The sequence below is a fragment of the Pseudomonas sp. QE6 genome (assembly GCF_041379005.1).
GTDB lineage: Bacteria > Pseudomonadota > Gammaproteobacteria > Pseudomonadales > Pseudomonadaceae > Pseudomonas.
Genome location: NZ_CP166873.1, coordinates 4,193,575 through 4,209,638 on the forward strand (window position 1 = coordinate 4,193,575; position 16,064 = coordinate 4,209,638).

At 65.4% G+C, this 16,064-nt stretch carries 16 protein-coding genes; 13 read left to right on the forward strand and 3 right to left on the reverse strand.

All coding sequences use genetic code 11. The annotated features are described in order from the left end of the window. Window positions 1-9 precede the first annotated feature (9 nt). Both ACAW63_RS19270 and mqo read right to left on the reverse strand, forming a co-directional pair. Window positions 10-1,023 carry a hypothetical protein gene (locus tag ACAW63_RS19270; RefSeq protein WP_371227802.1) on the reverse strand — a complete coding sequence of 338 codons (1,014 nt, stop codon included), beginning with the start codon at window positions 1,021-1,023 and terminating at the stop codon, window positions 10-12. 220 nt (window positions 1,024-1,243) lie between these two features. Then, window positions 1,244-2,878, reverse strand: coding sequence for a malate dehydrogenase (quinone) (gene mqo, locus ACAW63_RS19275; RefSeq protein WP_371227804.1), 1,635 nt, complete (start codon window positions 2,876-2,878; stop codon window positions 1,244-1,246). 419 nt (window positions 2,879-3,297) lie between these two features. Between mqo and ACAW63_RS19280 the strand changes: the two genes are divergently transcribed. The 8 genes from ACAW63_RS19280 to ACAW63_RS19315 all read left to right on the forward strand — a co-directional run bounded on the left by ACAW63_RS19280 (window position 3,298) and on the right by ACAW63_RS19315 (window position 10,659). Beyond that, entirely contained in the window at window positions 3,298-4,047 is a 750-nt protein-coding gene (locus ACAW63_RS19280) for a GntR family transcriptional regulator (RefSeq protein WP_371227806.1), read from the forward strand. Further along, window positions 4,044-5,795 (forward strand): fumarate reductase/succinate dehydrogenase flavoprotein subunit, encoded by a 1,752-nt coding sequence (locus ACAW63_RS19285; protein WP_371227808.1) that lies wholly within the window; start codon window positions 4,044-4,046, stop codon window positions 5,793-5,795. Before ACAW63_RS19280 ends, ACAW63_RS19285 begins: the two co-directional genes overlap by 4 nt. A 64-nt stretch (window positions 5,796-5,859) precedes the next feature. Beyond that, window positions 5,860-6,105: a ferredoxin family protein gene (locus tag ACAW63_RS19290; protein ID WP_081517023.1), complete on the forward strand. Its 246-nt coding sequence runs from the start codon at window positions 5,860-5,862 to the stop codon at window positions 6,103-6,105. Between the two features lie 213 nt (window positions 6,106-6,318). Further along, a complete protein-coding gene (locus tag ACAW63_RS19295; RefSeq protein ID WP_371227810.1) occupies window positions 6,319-7,725 on the forward strand; it encodes an ABC transporter substrate-binding protein in 1,407 nt (468 codons plus the stop codon). A gap of 51 nt (window positions 7,726-7,776) precedes the next feature. After that, window positions 7,777-8,565 carry an ABC transporter permease gene (locus tag ACAW63_RS19300; RefSeq protein ID WP_371227812.1) on the forward strand — a complete coding sequence of 263 codons (789 nt, stop codon included), beginning with the start codon at window positions 7,777-7,779 and terminating at the stop codon, window positions 8,563-8,565. Further along, window positions 8,562-9,410, forward strand: coding sequence for an ABC transporter ATP-binding protein (locus ACAW63_RS19305; RefSeq protein WP_371227814.1), 849 nt, complete (start codon window positions 8,562-8,564; stop codon window positions 9,408-9,410). The genes ACAW63_RS19300 and ACAW63_RS19305 overlap by 4 nt, the downstream gene beginning before the upstream one ends. Next, the gene (locus tag ACAW63_RS19310) at window positions 9,407-10,378 is read left to right on the forward strand and encodes a HEAT repeat domain-containing protein (protein WP_371227816.1); all 972 of its coding nucleotides are present in this window, start codon (window positions 9,407-9,409) and stop codon (window positions 10,376-10,378) included. The genes ACAW63_RS19305 and ACAW63_RS19310 overlap by 4 nt, the downstream gene beginning before the upstream one ends. Next, complete coding sequence (locus ACAW63_RS19315; protein WP_275611768.1) at window positions 10,375-10,659, forward strand: gamma-butyrobetaine hydroxylase-like domain-containing protein; 285 nt, start codon at window positions 10,375-10,377, stop codon at window positions 10,657-10,659. Before ACAW63_RS19310 ends, ACAW63_RS19315 begins: the two co-directional genes overlap by 4 nt. Window positions 10,660-10,835: 176 nt before the next feature. Here the strand turns inward: ACAW63_RS19315 and ACAW63_RS19320 are convergent, their stop codons facing one another. Continuing rightward, entirely contained in the window at window positions 10,836-11,609 is a 774-nt protein-coding gene (locus ACAW63_RS19320; protein ID WP_371227818.1) for an ABC transporter ATP-binding protein, read from the reverse strand. A 120-nt stretch (window positions 11,610-11,729) separates the two neighbouring features. On the opposite strand from ACAW63_RS19320, the gene ACAW63_RS19325 reads away from it, so the two are divergent. The 5 genes from ACAW63_RS19325 to ACAW63_RS19345 all read left to right on the forward strand — a co-directional run bounded on the left by ACAW63_RS19325 (window position 11,730) and on the right by ACAW63_RS19345 (window position 15,983). Then, window positions 11,730-12,062: a hypothetical protein gene (locus tag ACAW63_RS19325; RefSeq protein ID WP_371227820.1), complete on the forward strand. Its 333-nt coding sequence runs from the start codon at window positions 11,730-11,732 to the stop codon at window positions 12,060-12,062. A gap of 230 nt (window positions 12,063-12,292) precedes the next feature. Beyond that, a complete protein-coding gene (locus tag ACAW63_RS19330; protein ID WP_371227822.1) occupies window positions 12,293-14,086 on the forward strand; it encodes an acyl-CoA dehydrogenase in 1,794 nt (597 codons plus the stop codon). Window positions 14,087-14,421: 335 nt separating this feature from the next. Then, entirely contained in the window at window positions 14,422-14,835 is a 414-nt protein-coding gene (locus ACAW63_RS19335) for a hypothetical protein (RefSeq protein ID WP_371227824.1), read from the forward strand. A gap of 144 nt (window positions 14,836-14,979) precedes the next feature. After that, window positions 14,980-15,159 (forward strand): hypothetical protein, encoded by a 180-nt coding sequence (locus tag ACAW63_RS19340; protein WP_207887598.1) that lies wholly within the window; start codon window positions 14,980-14,982, stop codon window positions 15,157-15,159. A gap of 149 nt (window positions 15,160-15,308) precedes the next feature. Continuing rightward, on the forward strand, window positions 15,309-15,983 hold the full coding sequence (locus tag ACAW63_RS19345) for a polysaccharide lyase family 7 protein (protein ID WP_371227826.1): 675 nt from the start codon (window positions 15,309-15,311) through the stop codon (window positions 15,981-15,983). Window positions 15,984-16,064: the final 81 nt, after the last annotated feature.

Here is a 16,064-nt window from a genome sequence, read left to right on the forward strand (position 1 = left end):
CGGGCACGTTCAATAGGGAACGTCCGCTAGCGACTCTGCAATGTCTTTCGCCGGCACCATGCCGTAGTGGAGCTCGGCCAACGGCACCTGGTTCCGCTGGATATCCAGTCCGCAGACCGCGCAGGCAACCGACCAGGGAACCGAATCGACCACCTCCTCGCCCTCTTCGCACTCGTCGACTTCGGCGAATGCGTGAATGGAATGACAGACTTTGCAGGTGACTCTGACCACCATGCCCTGCCAGCGGCCATGCAGCTCCGACCGCAGCGTCCTGGCCATTTCATACTGGCGATCGAAGTTGTCCACCACATACCCCTCGTGGTCCACCAGTTCGGGGAACTCCACATTGGTGTAGAGAATCGTTCTGTTCAGCGCGGTCAGTGCCGAACGGTAGTTCGAGCCACCGGTACTTCTGACCTTTTCACAGAAGGCCCTCACCACCTCGACTTCTCGATAGATATCGCCCCCCACGAGCCCCTCCAGAGAGATGTCGTTGGAGTGGGCGAGAAACTCGGCAAGAAAAGGCAACGCAACGATGAAGCTCTGCTCGACGTATTCGTCCAGCCTGGCCTTGTCGCTTCCGTAATGCACGATTTGATTTCGGCAGCTCTGCAAGCGTTTCAAGCCGTACTCCCACTTGCCGATGAGGGGGTACAAGTCCTTGGCTCGGGTCAATGCCTCACTGAAGGTGATGGTCCTGTCCATGTCGTATTCCGGGATGGCCAATCCGGCGCCGTGGGGATGGGCCATGAACTCTTCTTTCAGCAGGCTCTTGAGCGCCTGGTAGTCAAGCTTCCTGGGATCGGCGATAAGAGCACGGTGGACACGCTCGAGCTCGGCCTTCAACACCAGCTCAATGGCGTTATGCAGCGCTGACACTGCCTGCGACAGCCTGCCTCCCGCGACCAGCCACAGCGCGCCGTCCACCAACTCCAGAGCATTCACCAGAAGGTGCGACTGGGTCGCCCGGGCCTTTTCCCATTGAGCCACGCGAACGACGAAACTCGAGAGGCATTCAGGCATGGAACACCCCGCTTGCAGCCCCACCCTGAGGATTCATTCCTTTTCCCATGCTCATTGTCTCTCCAGTGCCCATATGTGGCACCAGCTTATAGGACAACCACCATGACTGCAGTCTGGAAGTAGCAATCCCGCGCTGGACCTTATGCGGGGCGCTCGCCACCAAATGCCAGGCATAGAAACGAAAACCGGGGCACCAGGCCCCGGTTTTCGTCAGCATGGCTCAGAGCGCCATGTCGTTGGCGGCCTTGTCGGCCGGTGCGGCAGCGGCGGGCTGCACGGCGGGAGCCGGGTCAATGGCCGGCGGAGGGTCCAGTTGCAGGACTTCGCTGGTGTAGGCCCACTCCTGCTGGGTCTTCTCGGGGCTTTCGTTCAGTCTGGTGCCGTAGCTGGGAACGATCTGGTGGATCTTCGCCTGCCACTCGGGGGTGGCGACCTTGTCCTTGAACACCTTCTCCAGCACGCTGAGCATGATCGGCGCGGCGGTGGAGGCGCCCGGCGAGGCACCGAGCAGGCCGGCGATGCTGCCGTCGGCGGAGGACACGATCTCGGTGCCGAGCTTCAGCACGCCGCCTTTCTCGGCATCACGCTTGATGATCTGCACGCGCTGGCCGGCCTGCCACAGGCGCCAGTCTTCGGCCTTGGCTTGCGGGAAGTACTCGCGCAGCGCGGCAAGACGGTCGTCGTCGGAGAGCATCAGCTGGCCGGCGAGGTATTCCACCAGAGGGTACTCGTCGATCCCCACGCGGGTCATCGGCCAGACGTTGTGCACGTTGGTGCTGGCGAGCAGGTCCAGGTAGGAGCCTTCCTTGAGGAACTTGGTGGAGAAGGTGGCGAAGGGCCCGAACAGGATCACGCGCTTGCCGTCGAGCACGCGGGTATCCAGGTGCGGCACGGACATCGGCGGCGCGCCGACCGAGGCCTTGCCGTAGGCCTTGGCCAGGTGCTGCTGGGCGATGGTCGGGTTCTCGGTGACCAGGAAGGAGCCGCCCACCGGGAAACCGGCGTAGTCCTTCGCCTCTTCGATGCCGGATTTCTGCAGCAGACGCAGCGCGCCGCCGCCGGCGCCGATGAAGACGAACCTGGCGTCGGTCCCGGTAACGCTGCCGTCCTTGAGGTTCTTGTACTCGACGCGCCAGGTGCCGTCGTCGTTGCGGGTGATGTTCTCCACCTCGCTGGACAGCTTCATCGCGAAGTTCGGCTTGCTCTGCAGGTAGCCGGCGAACTGGCGGGTGATCTCGCCGAAGTTGACGTCGGTGCCCAGCGGCGACCAGGTGGCGGCAACCTTCTGCGCAGGGTCGCGGCCCTGCATCATCAGCGGTACCCACTTGGCGATCTGCGCCGGGTCCTCGGAGTACTGCATGCCGCGGAACAGCGGGCTGGCCTGCAGCGCTTCATGGCGCTTCCTGAGGAAGGCGACATTGTCCTCGCCCCAGACGAAGCTCATGTGCGGCGTGGAGTTGATGAAGGAGCGGGGATTCTTCAGCACGCCGTTCTTCACCTGCCAGGCCCAGAACTGGCGGGAAACCTGGAAGGATTCGTTGATTTCGATGGCCTTGGCGATGCTGACCTTGCCGTCCTTGTCTTCCGGCGTGTAGTTCAGCTCGGCCAGCGCGGAGTGGCCGGTGCCGGCGTTGTTCCAGCCGTTGGAGCTTTCCAGGGCGACGCCGTCCAGGCGCTCGACCATCTCCATCGACCAGCCCGGTTCCAGCTCGTTGAGCCAGACGCCCAGGGTGGTGCTCATGATGCCGCCGCCAATCAGCAGCACATCGACCTTCTTGGATTCGGCCGCGAAGGCCGGCGCGCAATTCACTGCCAAAGCAAGGCCCAGCAGCGCCCCGCTCACTTTCTTGATCATTGGAAGAGTTCTCGTCGTTAGGGCTTGGCCTGCCCCACCGGCGTCATGCAGCGTGAAGGCCCGGACTTCATGGGAAGCCTGGGCGACAGTACGACGGGATGGAAACAGGGCTCACCTCCCTCCTCCGCCGGCTTCTGGGACCGGTTCGATGGGGCGGGAGACACGTCCTGCGCAGAGAGACACGCAAAGCCTTCGGCTTTGGCTTTTGTTGTGGGAGGGATGCATGGTCTGCTGAAACGTTTGCGCATTCTATAGAAACGGCCCCGCTTCACCAACCGTTGCGGTCAACTATCGGTCGTGCGAGAGGCGTGCAGGCGCTCTCGATGGCCTCACCGCATAACCATATGCAAATTGGTTCCTTTAGCTTGAGCAGTTATTCCATCTATAGTCGCCCAACTCGTCATAACAAGTTATGAGCTATGGCCGAATTACTCCCACTCTCCCCCGTTCCGCTCTACAGCCAGCTCAAGGAGCTGCTGCGTAGCCGCATCCTCGACGGCACCTATCCGCCGCTCAGCCGCATGCCCTCCGAGGCCGAGCTGGGCAAGGCCTTCGAGGTCAGCCGCATCACCGTGCGCCAAGCGCTGGGCGACCTGCAGAAGGAAGGCTTGATCTTCAAGATTCACGGCAAGGGCACCTTCGTCGCCAAGCCCAAGGCCTTCCAGAACGTCAGCACCCTGCAGGGCCTGGGCGAATCCATGAGCCAGCGCGGCTATGAAGTGATCAATCGCCTGCGCAGCTTCAAGGTCGTCCCCGCCGACGCCCAGGTTGCCGCGCGCCTGCAGGTCGCCGAGGGCGCGAACGTGGTGCAGATCAAGCGTGCCCGCCTGGTCAACCGCGAGCTGGTTTCTCTGGAAATCACCTGGCTGCCCGAGGCCGTGGGCAAGCGCCTGGAGAAGGCCGACCTGGTCAGCCGCGACATCTTCCTGATCCTGGAGAACGACTGCGCCCTGCCCCTTGGCCATGCCGACCTCGCCATCGACGCCATCCTCGCCGACGCGGAACTGGCCGGCGCGCTGGAGGTGGAGGAAGGCTCGCCGGTGATGCGCATCGAGCGCCTGACCCACACCGCCGACGGCACGCCGCTGGACTACGAACACCTCTACTACCGCGGCGATGCCTTCCAGTACCGCCTGCGCATCGACCGCCACAAGGGACAGCACCAATGAGCCAGTTCGACCTTTCCCAGGTTCCCGAGGACAAGCAACTCGCCTACGACATCGTGGTGATCGGCGGCGGCACCGCCGGTCCGATGGCCGCGATCAAGGCCAAGGAAGCCAACCGCGAGCTGCGCGTGCTGCTGGTGGACAAGGCTAACGTGAAGCGCAGCGGCGCCATCAGCATGGGCATGGACGGCCTGAACAACGCCATCATTCCCGGCCACGCCACGCCCGAGCAGTACACCAAGGAAATCACCGTCGCCAACGACGGCATCGTCAACCAGGCGGCGGTCTACGCCTACGCCACCCACAGCTTCGAGACCCTGCAGCAGCTGGACCGCTGGGGCGTGAAGTTCGAGAAGGACGAGGTCGGCGACTACGCGGTGAAGAAGGTCCACCACATGGGCGCCTACGTGCTGCCGATGCCCGAGGGCCACGACATCAAGAAGGTGCTGTACCGCCAGCTCAAGCGTGCGCGCATCGAGATCACCAACCGCCTGGTGGTCACCCGCCTGCTCACCGACGCCGAGGGCGCGGTCAACGGCCTGCTCGGCTTCGACTGCCGCACCGCGCAGTTCCAGGTGATCCGCGCCAAGGCCGTGGTTCTCGCCTGCGGTGCCGCCGGGCGCCTGGGCCTGCCCTCCTCCGGCTACCTGATGGGGACCTACGAGAACCCCACCAACGCCGGCGACGGCTACGCCATGGCCTACCACGCCGGGGCGGAGCTGGCGAACCTGGAGTGCTTCCAGATCAATCCGCTGATCAAGGACTACAACGGCCCGGCTTGCGCCTACGTCACCGGCCCGCTGGGCGGCTACACCGCCAACTCCAAGGGCGAGCGCTTCATCGAGTGCGACTACTGGAGCGGCCAGATGATGTGGGAGTTCCACCAGGAGCTGGAAGGCGGCAACGGCCCGGTATTCCTCAAGCTGGACCACCTGGCCGAGGAAACCATCCAGACCATCGAGGAAATCCTCCACAGCAACGAGCGCCCCAGCCGTGGCCAGTTCCACGCCGGGCGCAGCACCGACTACCGCCAGCAGATGGTGGAGATGCACATCTCCGAGATCGGTTTCTGCTCCGGCCATTCGGCTTCGGGCGTGTGGGTCAACGAGAAGGCCGAGACCAGTGTGAAAGGCCTGTACTCGGCCGGCGACATGGCCGCCGTGCCGCACAACTACATGCTCGGCGCCTTCACCTACGGCTGGTTCGCCGGCAGCAACGCCGCGCAGTACGTGGCCGGTCGCGAATTCAGCGAAGTCGACGCGGCCCAGGTCGAGCATGAACGCGAGCGCGTCTTCGCCCCGCTCAAGCGCGAACACGGCCTGCCGCCGGCCCAGGTGGAATACAAGCTGCGGCGCATGGTCAACGACTACCTGCAGCCGCCGAAGGTGACGAAGAAGATGGAGATCGGCCTGCAGCGCTTCGCCGAGATCGCCCGCGACCTCGACCAGCTCAAGGCCAACAACCCCCACGAACTGATGCGCGCCATGGAAGTCAGCGTGATCCGCGACTGCGCCGAGATGGCCGCCCGTGCCTCGCTGTTCCGCACCGAGAGCCGCTGGGGCCTGTACCACCACCGCGTGGACTACCCGCTGCGCAACGATGCCGAGTGGTTCTGCCATGCCCACCTGAAGAAGGGCGAGGACGGCGCGATGACCAGCTTCAAGAAGCCCATCGAGCCTTATGTGATCGCCCTGGACGAGGGCGAGCAGCAGGCCTACGAGCGGCTGCGGGTGAAGAGCGAGGCGGCTTGATCCGCCAACAGAATCAGCCGACCGTCACGACGGCCGGCAAGCAACACGATGAGGACCGCGTGCAATGGCCTACCAACCCCAGGAAATCTTCTTCCGCTCCAGCGCCCCGGTGACGGTGGACGAGGACAAGTGCATCGCCGACAAGGGCTGCACCGTCTGCGTCGAGGTCTGCCCGATGGACCTGCTGGCGATCAACCCCGCCACCCAGAAGGCCTACATGGCCTTCGACGAATGCTGGTACTGCATGCCCTGCGAGAAGGACTGCCCGACCGGCGCGGTGAAGGTCGAGATCCCGTACCTGCTGCGTTAAGCCCCACTCGGCGCCGTTGCTCTTGTAGGAGCGAGCTTGCTCGCGAACCAACACCAGCAGCGGGGCTGATCGCGAGCAAGCTCGCTCCTGCAGAAAGCAATAAGAAACGCCATCCGGCCCCACCGCCGGACGCCTGATGCACCGCCCCTCGTTTCCCACCGCAAGGCCTGCGGCGGAGACGATTCCAACACTCATGATTCGAGGGGAACACCCATGACCTTGCGCACCACCCTGGCCGGCCTCGCGCTCGCCGTTGCGAGCCTTTCGGCACACTCAGAGACCATCCGCGTCGCCATTGGCACCCAGGACACCACCATCAACTGCGCCGCCGGCGGCCTGCTGATCCGCGAACTCGGCCTGCTCGACAAGTACCTGCCCCACGACGGCCCGTACAAGGACGCGCAGTACGACGTGCAGTGGAAGAACTTCACCAGCGGCGCGCCGCTGACCAACGAGATGCTCGCCGGCAAGCTCGACTTCGGCGCCATGGCCGACTTCCCCGGCTCGCTCAACGGCGTCGCCCACGAGGCCGCCGGCAAGCGCAGCCTGTTCATCAGCGTGCTCTCGGGCAGCATCGAGGGCAGCGGCAACGGCATCGTGGTGCCCGCCGCGTCCAAGGTGCAGTCGCTGGCCGAGCTCAAGGGGCAGACCATCTCCGTGCCCTTCGCCTCCACCGCCCACGGCCTGCTGCTGCGCGCCATCGCCGCCCAGGGCTGGGACCCGGAGAAGGACGTGACCATCATCGCGCAGCCGCCGGAAGTCGCCGGCTCCGCCCTGCAGGCCAACAAGATCGCCGCCCACGCGGACTTCGTGCCCTTCGCCGAGCTGTTCGAAAGCCGTGGCATCGCCCGCAAGATCTACGACGGCTCGCAAGCCAAGGCGCCGACCTTCCACGGCGCGCTGGTGGAAGCCGACTACGCGCAGAAGTACCCGGAAATCGTCGAGGCCTACCTGCGCGCCACCTATGAGGCCAACCAGCTGCTGGCGAAGGACCCGGAGAAATACAGCGAGCTGATCGAGAAGGTCGCCGGCATCCCCGCCGAGGTGAACTACCTGTTCCACGGCCCGCTCGGCCTGCAGACCCGCGACCTGACCTGGAAGCCGGAATACCGCCAGGCCGTGGCCACCGCCATCGACACCCTCAAGCTGCTGAAGAAGGCCGACCGCGGCCTGAACGTCGAGCAGTTCGTCGACGACCGCTATATCCGCGCCGCCTTCAAGGCCGCCGGCGCCGACTATGACCAGGCGCTGAAGAACTACGCTCAGCAGCCGCTGCCGGGCAACGATGCGCTGACCGGCAAGCCGATCAGCGACACCCGCAAGGTCGCGCAGGTCTGGGTTCGTGGCGAGCCCAAGGTGCGCAGCTACGCCTCCGCCCAGGAGGCGCTGGGCCAACTCGCCGAACTGAAAAAGCAAGGCAAGGACATCCGCGCGGTGTACGCCCAGGCCAGCGACAGCGGCATCAAGCTGCTCGCCGGGCAGGCCTGGTTCGTGCGCGGCAAGGACGGCGCGCTGGATGCCTTCCTGCTGCGCGAGCAGGCCGACGCCTTTGCCCGCCAGCACGGCGGCGAGGTAGCCGACTTCGCCGCCGCCAGCCAGCAGGCCGTGGCCGGCCGCTGACCCGAAGACCAGCCCCGGCGCCCAGGCGCCGGAGCTGACGGAGATACGCAGATGAACACCACCACTCTCACCCGCTGGAGCCTGCGCCTGGCCTCGCTGCTGCTGTGCCTGGCGCTCTGGCAGGTGCTCAGCGCGCGCCACGTGAACCTCGGCGTGGTCACCTTCGCCAACGTACCCGGCCCGCGCGACGTGCTGGAAGCCGCCTGGAACCTCGCGCAATCCAGCAAGCTCGGCCGCCACCTGGGCAGCAGCCTGCTGCGCGTGCTCGCCGGTTACCTGCTGGCCGCCGTCGCCGGCATCCTCCTGGGGCTGACCATCGGCCGCGGCCGCTGGGCCCGCGACAGCCTGCTGCCGCCTCTGGAAGTGCTGCGGCCGATCCCGGCGGTGGCGTGGATTCCCCTGGCGATCCTGATGTTCCCCAGCTCCGAGCTGTCGATGGTCTTCATCACCTTCACCGGCGCGCTGTTCCCCATCCTGCTCAACACCATCCACGGCGTGGAGGCGGTCGATCCGCGCCTGCTCGCCTCCGCCCGCAGCCTGGGCGCGGGCCGTCTCGCTCTGCTGCGCGAAGTGGTATTGCCGAGCGCGACGCCAAGCATCATCACGGGGCTGGCCATCGGCATGGGCACCTCGTGGTTCTGCCTGGTGACCGCCGAGATGATCTCCGGGCAATGGGGCATCGGCTACTACACCTGGGAGTCCTACACCTTGCAGAACTACCCCGACATCGTCGTCGGCATGCTGCTGATCGGCGTGCTCGGCATGGCCAGCAGCCTGCTGGTACGCCAACTGGGCGCCCTGGTCACACCCTGGCAGCGCCAGGCCGGAGGCAAGCGATGAGCCTGCCCGCCAGCGCACCGGGGCGCGTGCGCGTCGACGGCCTGTCGATCCACCTGGGCAGCGGTCGCGCCGCCTTCGAGGCCGTGCAATCCCTGAGCTTTGCCATCGAACCAGGCGAATTCGTCTGCGTGCTTGGCCCCTCCGGCTGCGGCAAGTCCACCCTGCTCGGCGCACTGGCCGGGCACCTGACGCCCAGCGCCGGCCAGCTGGAAGTGGACGGCCGCACCGTCGCCGGCCCCTCGCCGGAGCGTGGCATGGTGTTCCAGCACCACACCCTGCTGCCCTGGCGGCGGGTGCGCGACAACGTCGCCTTCGGCCTGAAGATGCGCGGCGTGCCGCGCGCCGAGCGCCATAGGCAGGCCGATGAAATGCTCCAGCTGGTCGGCCTGAATGGCTTTGCCGATCGTTGGCCGTCGCAGCTTTCCGGCGGCATGCAGCAGCGCGTGGAAATTGCCCGCGTGCTGATCAACCAGCCGCGCCTGCTGCTGATGGACGAACCCTTCGGCGCCCTCGACGCGCAGACGCGGATGATGATGCAGGAGCTGCTGCTGGACATCTGGACGCGCCTGCGCACCAGCGTGCTGTTCATCACCCACGACATCGACGAGGCGCTGTTCCTCGCCGACCGCATCCTGGTGATGAGCCCGCGCCCCGGACGCATCCTCGAGGACATCCGCCTCGACTTCCCGCGCCCACGCCACGCCGACCTGCTCACCAGCCCTGAATTCTCCCGGCTCAAGCGCCACTGCCTGGAACTGCTGCGCCACGAAGACGGCCGCCAGCTGCCACGTCTGACGCCACTGGGCCTGCCCACCCAACAACGGATACCGCGATTCGCCATATGACAGCCTTCGACCTCAGTACCGACAACCCCGATATCCTCGACCTGCAACCGCGTCTGCAGGACGCCGATGCCGGCGTGCGCCGCATCGCCCTGATCGAGCTGGCCGACCTGGAAGAGCCCGACGGCCTGCCCTGGCTCGCCCATGCGCTGAACCATGACGCCGCCGCCAGCGTCCGCGCCGAGGCCGCGCGCCTGCTGGAAGCCTGGGAAGAACCTGAAGTGGTGGACGCTCTTTGCCGAGCACTGGCCGACACGGACGACGACGTGCGCGAAGCCGCCGCGCAGAGCCTGAGCGAACTGAAAACACACGAAGCCGGGGTGCGCCTGCTGCCGTGGGCGACCCACGCCGACATCTTCGTCCGCCGCAGCGCCTTGCGTGCCCTGCGCGAGCTGCGCCTGGAAGATGCCGCGGAACCCGCCCTGAATGCGCTGGAAGACAACGACGCCGGCGTGCGTCGCGAAGCCGTAGGCATCCTCGGCTGGCTCAAGCGTACCGATGCCCTGCCGCACCTGGCGCGCCTGACCCGCGCCGACCCGGACGCCGAAGTCCGCCGTGCCGCCGCCGGCGCCCTGGGCCTGGCCATCGACGCCAGCGTGTTGCCGGCCCTGCAGGCGGCGCTGCTCGACCGGGCCTGGCAGGTGCGCGAAGAAGCCGCCGGCACCCTCGGCAAACTGGCGCTGCCGGAAGCCGGCGATGCCCTGGTGCGGGCACTGGAAGACGACTTCTGGCAGGTGCGCCTGCGCGCCGCGCGCTCGCTGGGCAGGCTGCGCTACCTGCCGGCGCTGGAAGGCCTGAAGACGGCGCTGGGCCACGGCATCAGCAACCTGCGCAAGGAGGCCGCGCTGGCCCTGGGCGAGCTGGGCAGCGGCGACGCCATCGATGCGCTGCGCAACGCCGAGCACGACGGCGACCCGGAAGTGCGCAAGGCCGTGCGCATCGCCCTGACTCAGCTGGGACAATCGGCATGAACACGCCCGTCACTCTGCACCGCTCCAGTACCGACGGTGAATTGCGCATCCGCTGGAACGATGGTGTCGAACAGTGCATCGCCTTCACCCGCCTGCGCGGCGCCTGTCCCTGCTCGCAATGCCGGGCGGCGCGGCTGCAGGGACGGATCGATCTGGTGCCGGCGAGCGTCGTCCTGCAGGAGCTGAACCTGCAAGGCTACGGCGTGCAGCTGGTGTTCGATGACGGCCACGACCGGGGTATCTACCCGTGGGAGTACCTGCGCGGTCTGGGAGCTCGATAACGGTTAGTCCGGTTCAATACCGGCTCGCGATTCCGCCGGTTAATCCGGTTCCATCTCGGGTTCGCGAGCAAGCTCGCTCCTACGAAAAGCTTGACGGTGCCTGACTGTAGGAGCGAGCTTGCTCGCGAACCGTATGGCGCGACACGAAGCCAACCTCGAAAGAAGCCCGCTCCTTCTCACGCATGCCAGCAGCGGTACCAGCCATCCTGCTCGGTGACTTTCAGCGGCACGTGGTACAGCGCGGACAGGTGTTCACTGGTGAGGATCTCCGCCTTGGGCCCGTCGGCGACCACCTGGCCCTGGGCGATCAGCACCACCCGCTCGATCTCCGGGATGATCTCGTCGATATGGTGGGTGGTGATGATCATGGCGTGCTCTTCGCCGCAGAAGCGCCGCAGCAGCTTGAGCATCTGCAGGCTGGCGCCCATGTCCAGGCCGTTGGCCGGCTCGTCGAGGATCAGCGCGCGGGGCTCGTGAATCAGCGCCCGGGCCAGCAGCAGGCGACGCTTCTGCCCGGTGGAAAGGCGCTGGAACATGCGATCGGCGTAGCCATCCATCTCCACGGTGGAGAGCAACTCGCGCGCCTTCTCGACCTGTTCTGGCGTGGGCTGCAGGTGACCGTGGCTGCCGATGGCACCGAAGAAGCCGGAAATCACCACGTCCAGCGCCTGGGTGAAGGGTGTGTAGTCTTCCTGCAGGTCCTGGGAGACGAAGCCGATGCGGCTGCGCAGGTCCCATAGGGTGACGTTCTGCAGGCCGAACAACGACAGCGAACTGCCCTCGCGATCCACCGGGTAGAGCTCGCGGCTGATCAGCTTGAGCAGCGTGCTCTTGCCGGCGCCGTTGGGGCCGAGGATGGCGACTTTCTCGCCTTCGCCAATGTGCAGGGAAAAACCATCCAGCACACGGGTCTGCTGCTGGTAGGCGGTGACATTATTGAATTCGATCATGCAGGGAGGGTTCGTCGACGATCAGCGGGTCGCCAGTTCTACCATGAGCCATGCGGCCCTGTCCTGAACAAGATCCGGCGGGATTGCTACCCTCATCGATCATCCCTGGGATACCCGAGCATGAACGAACCGGAAACTCCTTCCCTGGACGACGACATCTGCGTCCATATCTTCTCCGTCTCGACCACCATGGTGGGCGTCTGCCTGACGGTGATCGGCATCATCCGGGTGATCATCACCCTGCGCCAGGACGACCTGGTGATCGATGATCTGGTCGCGGTCAACCTGATGCTTTATCTGATTTCCGCTTTCTGTTCGTACTGGAGCCTGCGTGCGCACCGCACCCTGCGCGGCCGACCAATGATGCGCCTGGCCGACACGGTGTTTCTGATCGCATTGGTGTTCACGGCGATCAATGCCGGCGTGATCACCTGGGCCATGACGAGCACCTGACCCGCTCTACCGGGCGATCTGCACTCAGTGGACACCAATGGGCGCTCTGCTGCCGGGGCATCCGTTGCTTTCGCCATTTTCCTGCAGAAGACCTTCCTTCCCGGACTTGAGTCTCCACCGGGGGGAAAACTTCCGATGCCCAGCGCAGGTCCATTCTTTAGCGCACTCACTCGAAGCATGAAGCGCCGTCGAACATGAAACTGCACAGCTGGCTGCAAAGGGGTTCCGAAATGAGTGAATACATCGCACCGCTGCGCGACATGCAATTCCTCCTGCATGAGTTGCATCCACTGGAAGCGATCGCCGAACTGCCGGGCCACGAGGACATGAATGCCGAACTGGTAACGGCCATCCTCAACGAAGCCGGCCGCTTCGCCCAAGGGGTTCTGTCGCCGCTGAACGTCGTCGGCGACCGCCACGGCGCACGCTGGCAGGATGGCCAGGTGAGCACCGCGCCGGGCTGGCGCAATGCCTACGAACAGTTCGTCGCCAATGGCTGGAACGCCCTCTCCGGCCCCGCCGACTTCGGCGGCCAGGGCGCGCCAAGGCTGATCTCGACGTTGGTGGAGGAAATGTGGAACGCCGCCAACCTGGCCTTCGGCCTCTGCCCGATGCTCACTCGCGGCGCCATCGAAGCCATCGCACTGCGCGGCTCCGACGAGCTCAAGCGCACCTGGCTGCCCCGCCTGGTGAGCGGCGAATGGACCGGCACCATGAACCTCACCGAGCCCCAGGCCGGCTCCGACCTCGCCGCCGTGCGCTGCCGCGCCGAGCCGCGGGACGATGGCGCCTATAAGCTGTTCGGACAGAAGATATTCATCACCTACGGCGAGCACGACCTCGCCGACAACATCGTTCACCTGGTGCTGGCCCGCGTACCCGGAGCGCCGGAGGGTATGAAAGGCATATCGCTGTTCGTGGTGCCCAAGGTATTGCTGAACCCCGATGGCCGCCTGGGCGAGCGCAACGACGTGCGCTGCGTGTCCATCGAACACAAGCTCGGCATCCACGGCAGCCCCACCGCCGTGCTGGCCTTCGGCGACCACGGCGGCGCCACCGGCTGGCTGGTGGGCGAAGAGAACCATGGCCTGGAATACATGTTCATCATGATGAACGCCGCCCGCTTCTCGGTCGGCATCGAGGGCATCGGCCTGGCCGAGCGCGCCTACCAGCGCGCGGTGAGTTACGCCCGCCAGCGCATCCAGGGCGTCGAAACCGGCAGTTCCAGCCGCGAAAAGGTGGCCATCCTGCACCACCCGGACGTGCGTCGCATGCTGATGTCGATGCGTTCGCGCATCGAGGCCATGCGCGCCCTGGCCTGCGAAGTGGCGCTGGCCATGGACCAGGCCCATGGCCATCCCACCGCCGCTGTGCGCCACAGGAAACAGGCTTTCGCCGAACTGATGATTCCGGTGATCAAGGGCTGGTGCACGGAAAATGCCGTGGACATCGCCTCCCTGGGCGTACAGATCCACGGCGGCATGGGCTTCATCGAGGAGACCGGCGCAGCCCAGCATCTGCGCGACGCACGGATCACCCCGATCTATGAAGGCACCACCGGCATCCAGGCCATCGATCTGATCGGTCGCAAGATCGCTCGCGACCGCGGTGAAGCGGCGGCCGCGCTGATCACGGCGATACGCGATACCCAACGCGGCCTGCCGGACGAGGACGCGCAGCTGGCAGGCATCCGGCACCACCTGTTCCTGGCCGTCAATGCCCTGGATGACGCCGTGACCTTCGTCGTCAATCACTACGACCGCCAGGTACGCCTGGTTGCGCTTGGCTCCGTGCCTCTGCTGGAGCTGTTCGGCATCGTTGCCGGCGGCTGGCAGCTGGCGCGCGCCGCGCGGATCGCCCAGCAGCGCCTGGCCAGCGGCAGCGGTGACGCCGCCTTCTACCGCGCCAAGCTGCGTACCGCGCAGTTCTACGCCGGGCACGTCCTGACCCGGGCACCGGGACTGGCGCAGAGCATCATCGACGGCAGTGACGCCGCCCTGGCCATGGATGACTTCGCGTTCTGACAGCCACGGCCTTGGCCGCCCGTCCGAAGTCCGGGCGGGTGGCGACAACGTGTAACGCTGGCTTTACACCGCTTCGATAATCCGCCGCTCCTACTCCCGGCACGAGCCGCGCCATGGAACAGAGCGCTTGGCTATTTCCATCCCCACCCTTATGCGGGATTGCTCATTGACAGTGCGCCGGCGCTTAAGTGTGATGGCCTTTCGTTCAGGAGAATGGCATTGCCGGCTGACTGATGTGCGCGTTGTAGTTGCTGCAATGCCGCGATGACGAAACCCACGCGATCCCGACGCTCGCAGCGGGTTTCATTGATTCATCGACACAGGAGAGGCCGGCGATGCATAACCAGGCAACCCGGAACACCCCGCAAGTCGATTTCGACGATCAGTTCTTCCTCGCCTTCGAAATCCAGGTCCTGCAGAAGGCCCTGCCCGCTTTCGAAGAAGCCTCACGCTTCGCCCGCGACCGAGGCCTGCGCTGTAGCGTCGAACTGATCACCAACGCCGACGGCCACCCCGAGCTCAGCCTGCTCGCCAGGCAGCGCGAGGACCTGCCGGACAGTTGTTATCGCCTCATCGCCGACCCGCTGACGCAGGGTATCGTGCATGAGGAGTTCACCGCGGTCAGCCGGCGCACCCGGCGCCAGCCCTCGCACCTGGCATCGCTCAACGCGCAGACGCTGGAACTGCAGCTGTCAGCGTTCTTCATGCATGCCTTCGGTATGCGCCTGGACTACGCCACGGAACGTTGACCGCCTTGCGACCCGCCGGTCGTCGGATCAGCTGTCGGCGCAGCCCGGTAAAGGATGATTTATGGCAACGCCAGGACAGCGGGAGCCGCTATCATTCGTGGCCTGTGCGCCACTTTGTGCGTGTTTCTCCGCTGTCGCTTCGCCATGAATGAATTCCTCGTACATTTTCAGGACGGTCACTGCCTGGGCAAGACCGTTCTCCGCTCGTTCTCCCGTCACATGACCCTCTCCGAAGCTCGCGTGCGCCTGCAGGCCTGCTACCCGCTGCGCGTCCCGCACCTGCTGAACATCCTGCACCTCACCCCGATGCTGCCGGGCCGCTGAAGCCACTACTGAAGGCTTTCCTGTGCCTGTTGTAACGCAAGGCGTTCACAGGGGCCGAGAGCCACCATGACCGCTCGGCCGAAAAATCGACACGGCAGGGCGAAGTCCGGTCAAAGCCAGCACCCCCCGACGAAGGAAGGAGTGCCGGTATGAACGTGAATATCGACAACCTCAATATCGCGCTGCCAGTGGGAAAGACACCTACCGACACGCTGGCTATTGAAGTTCCCGGTCCCGTGGCTCTAGAGCAGTATCCGGAGCTGGTCACCCGGCTACCGGACGGCAGCCTGCAGCTCACTGCGCCGACCAAGGGAGCGGCGAGCAAGAGCGTTCACCGGACTCGCTGCGAATGGAAGGAGCCCATCTACTGGAGCCTGACCGGCGCCACCGAGCATGTGAACCATCAGTTGATGAAGGTGACCCAGGTGAATTCCGCGCAGAAGGTGGTGGTGGCCCAGATGCACGTGAAGAACGACGACAGCCCGCTGCTAAAGGTGTTCTGGCAGAAGGGCAAGCTGACCATGGGCTTTCGCCAGAACTTCAACCAGACCACCCCGGTAAACAGCACGGTGCTGGACAACGTGCCGCTGGGGGCGGACTTCGACATCCTGATCCTGGCCACGTCCAGCCTGATGCTCAGCGTACAGGCCAGTTGCAATGGCCGCACTTCCAGCGTCCCCACGATGCCGCTGGACGCCAGCTGGGCAGCGCAGACCTTCGATTTCCATGGCGGCGTCTACAACCAGGTAGACTTCACCGACACCACGCCGGCCACCGATGCCTCGGTCTGCGTGATCAAGGACCTGCAGATCTGGCATATCTGAGGGCGGGCCTTGGGCGGCGGCCTGCGGCTGCCATCGCGGCGGGAGTCCGTTCCTAGGTAGGGATCGGCTCTCGCAGGAGCC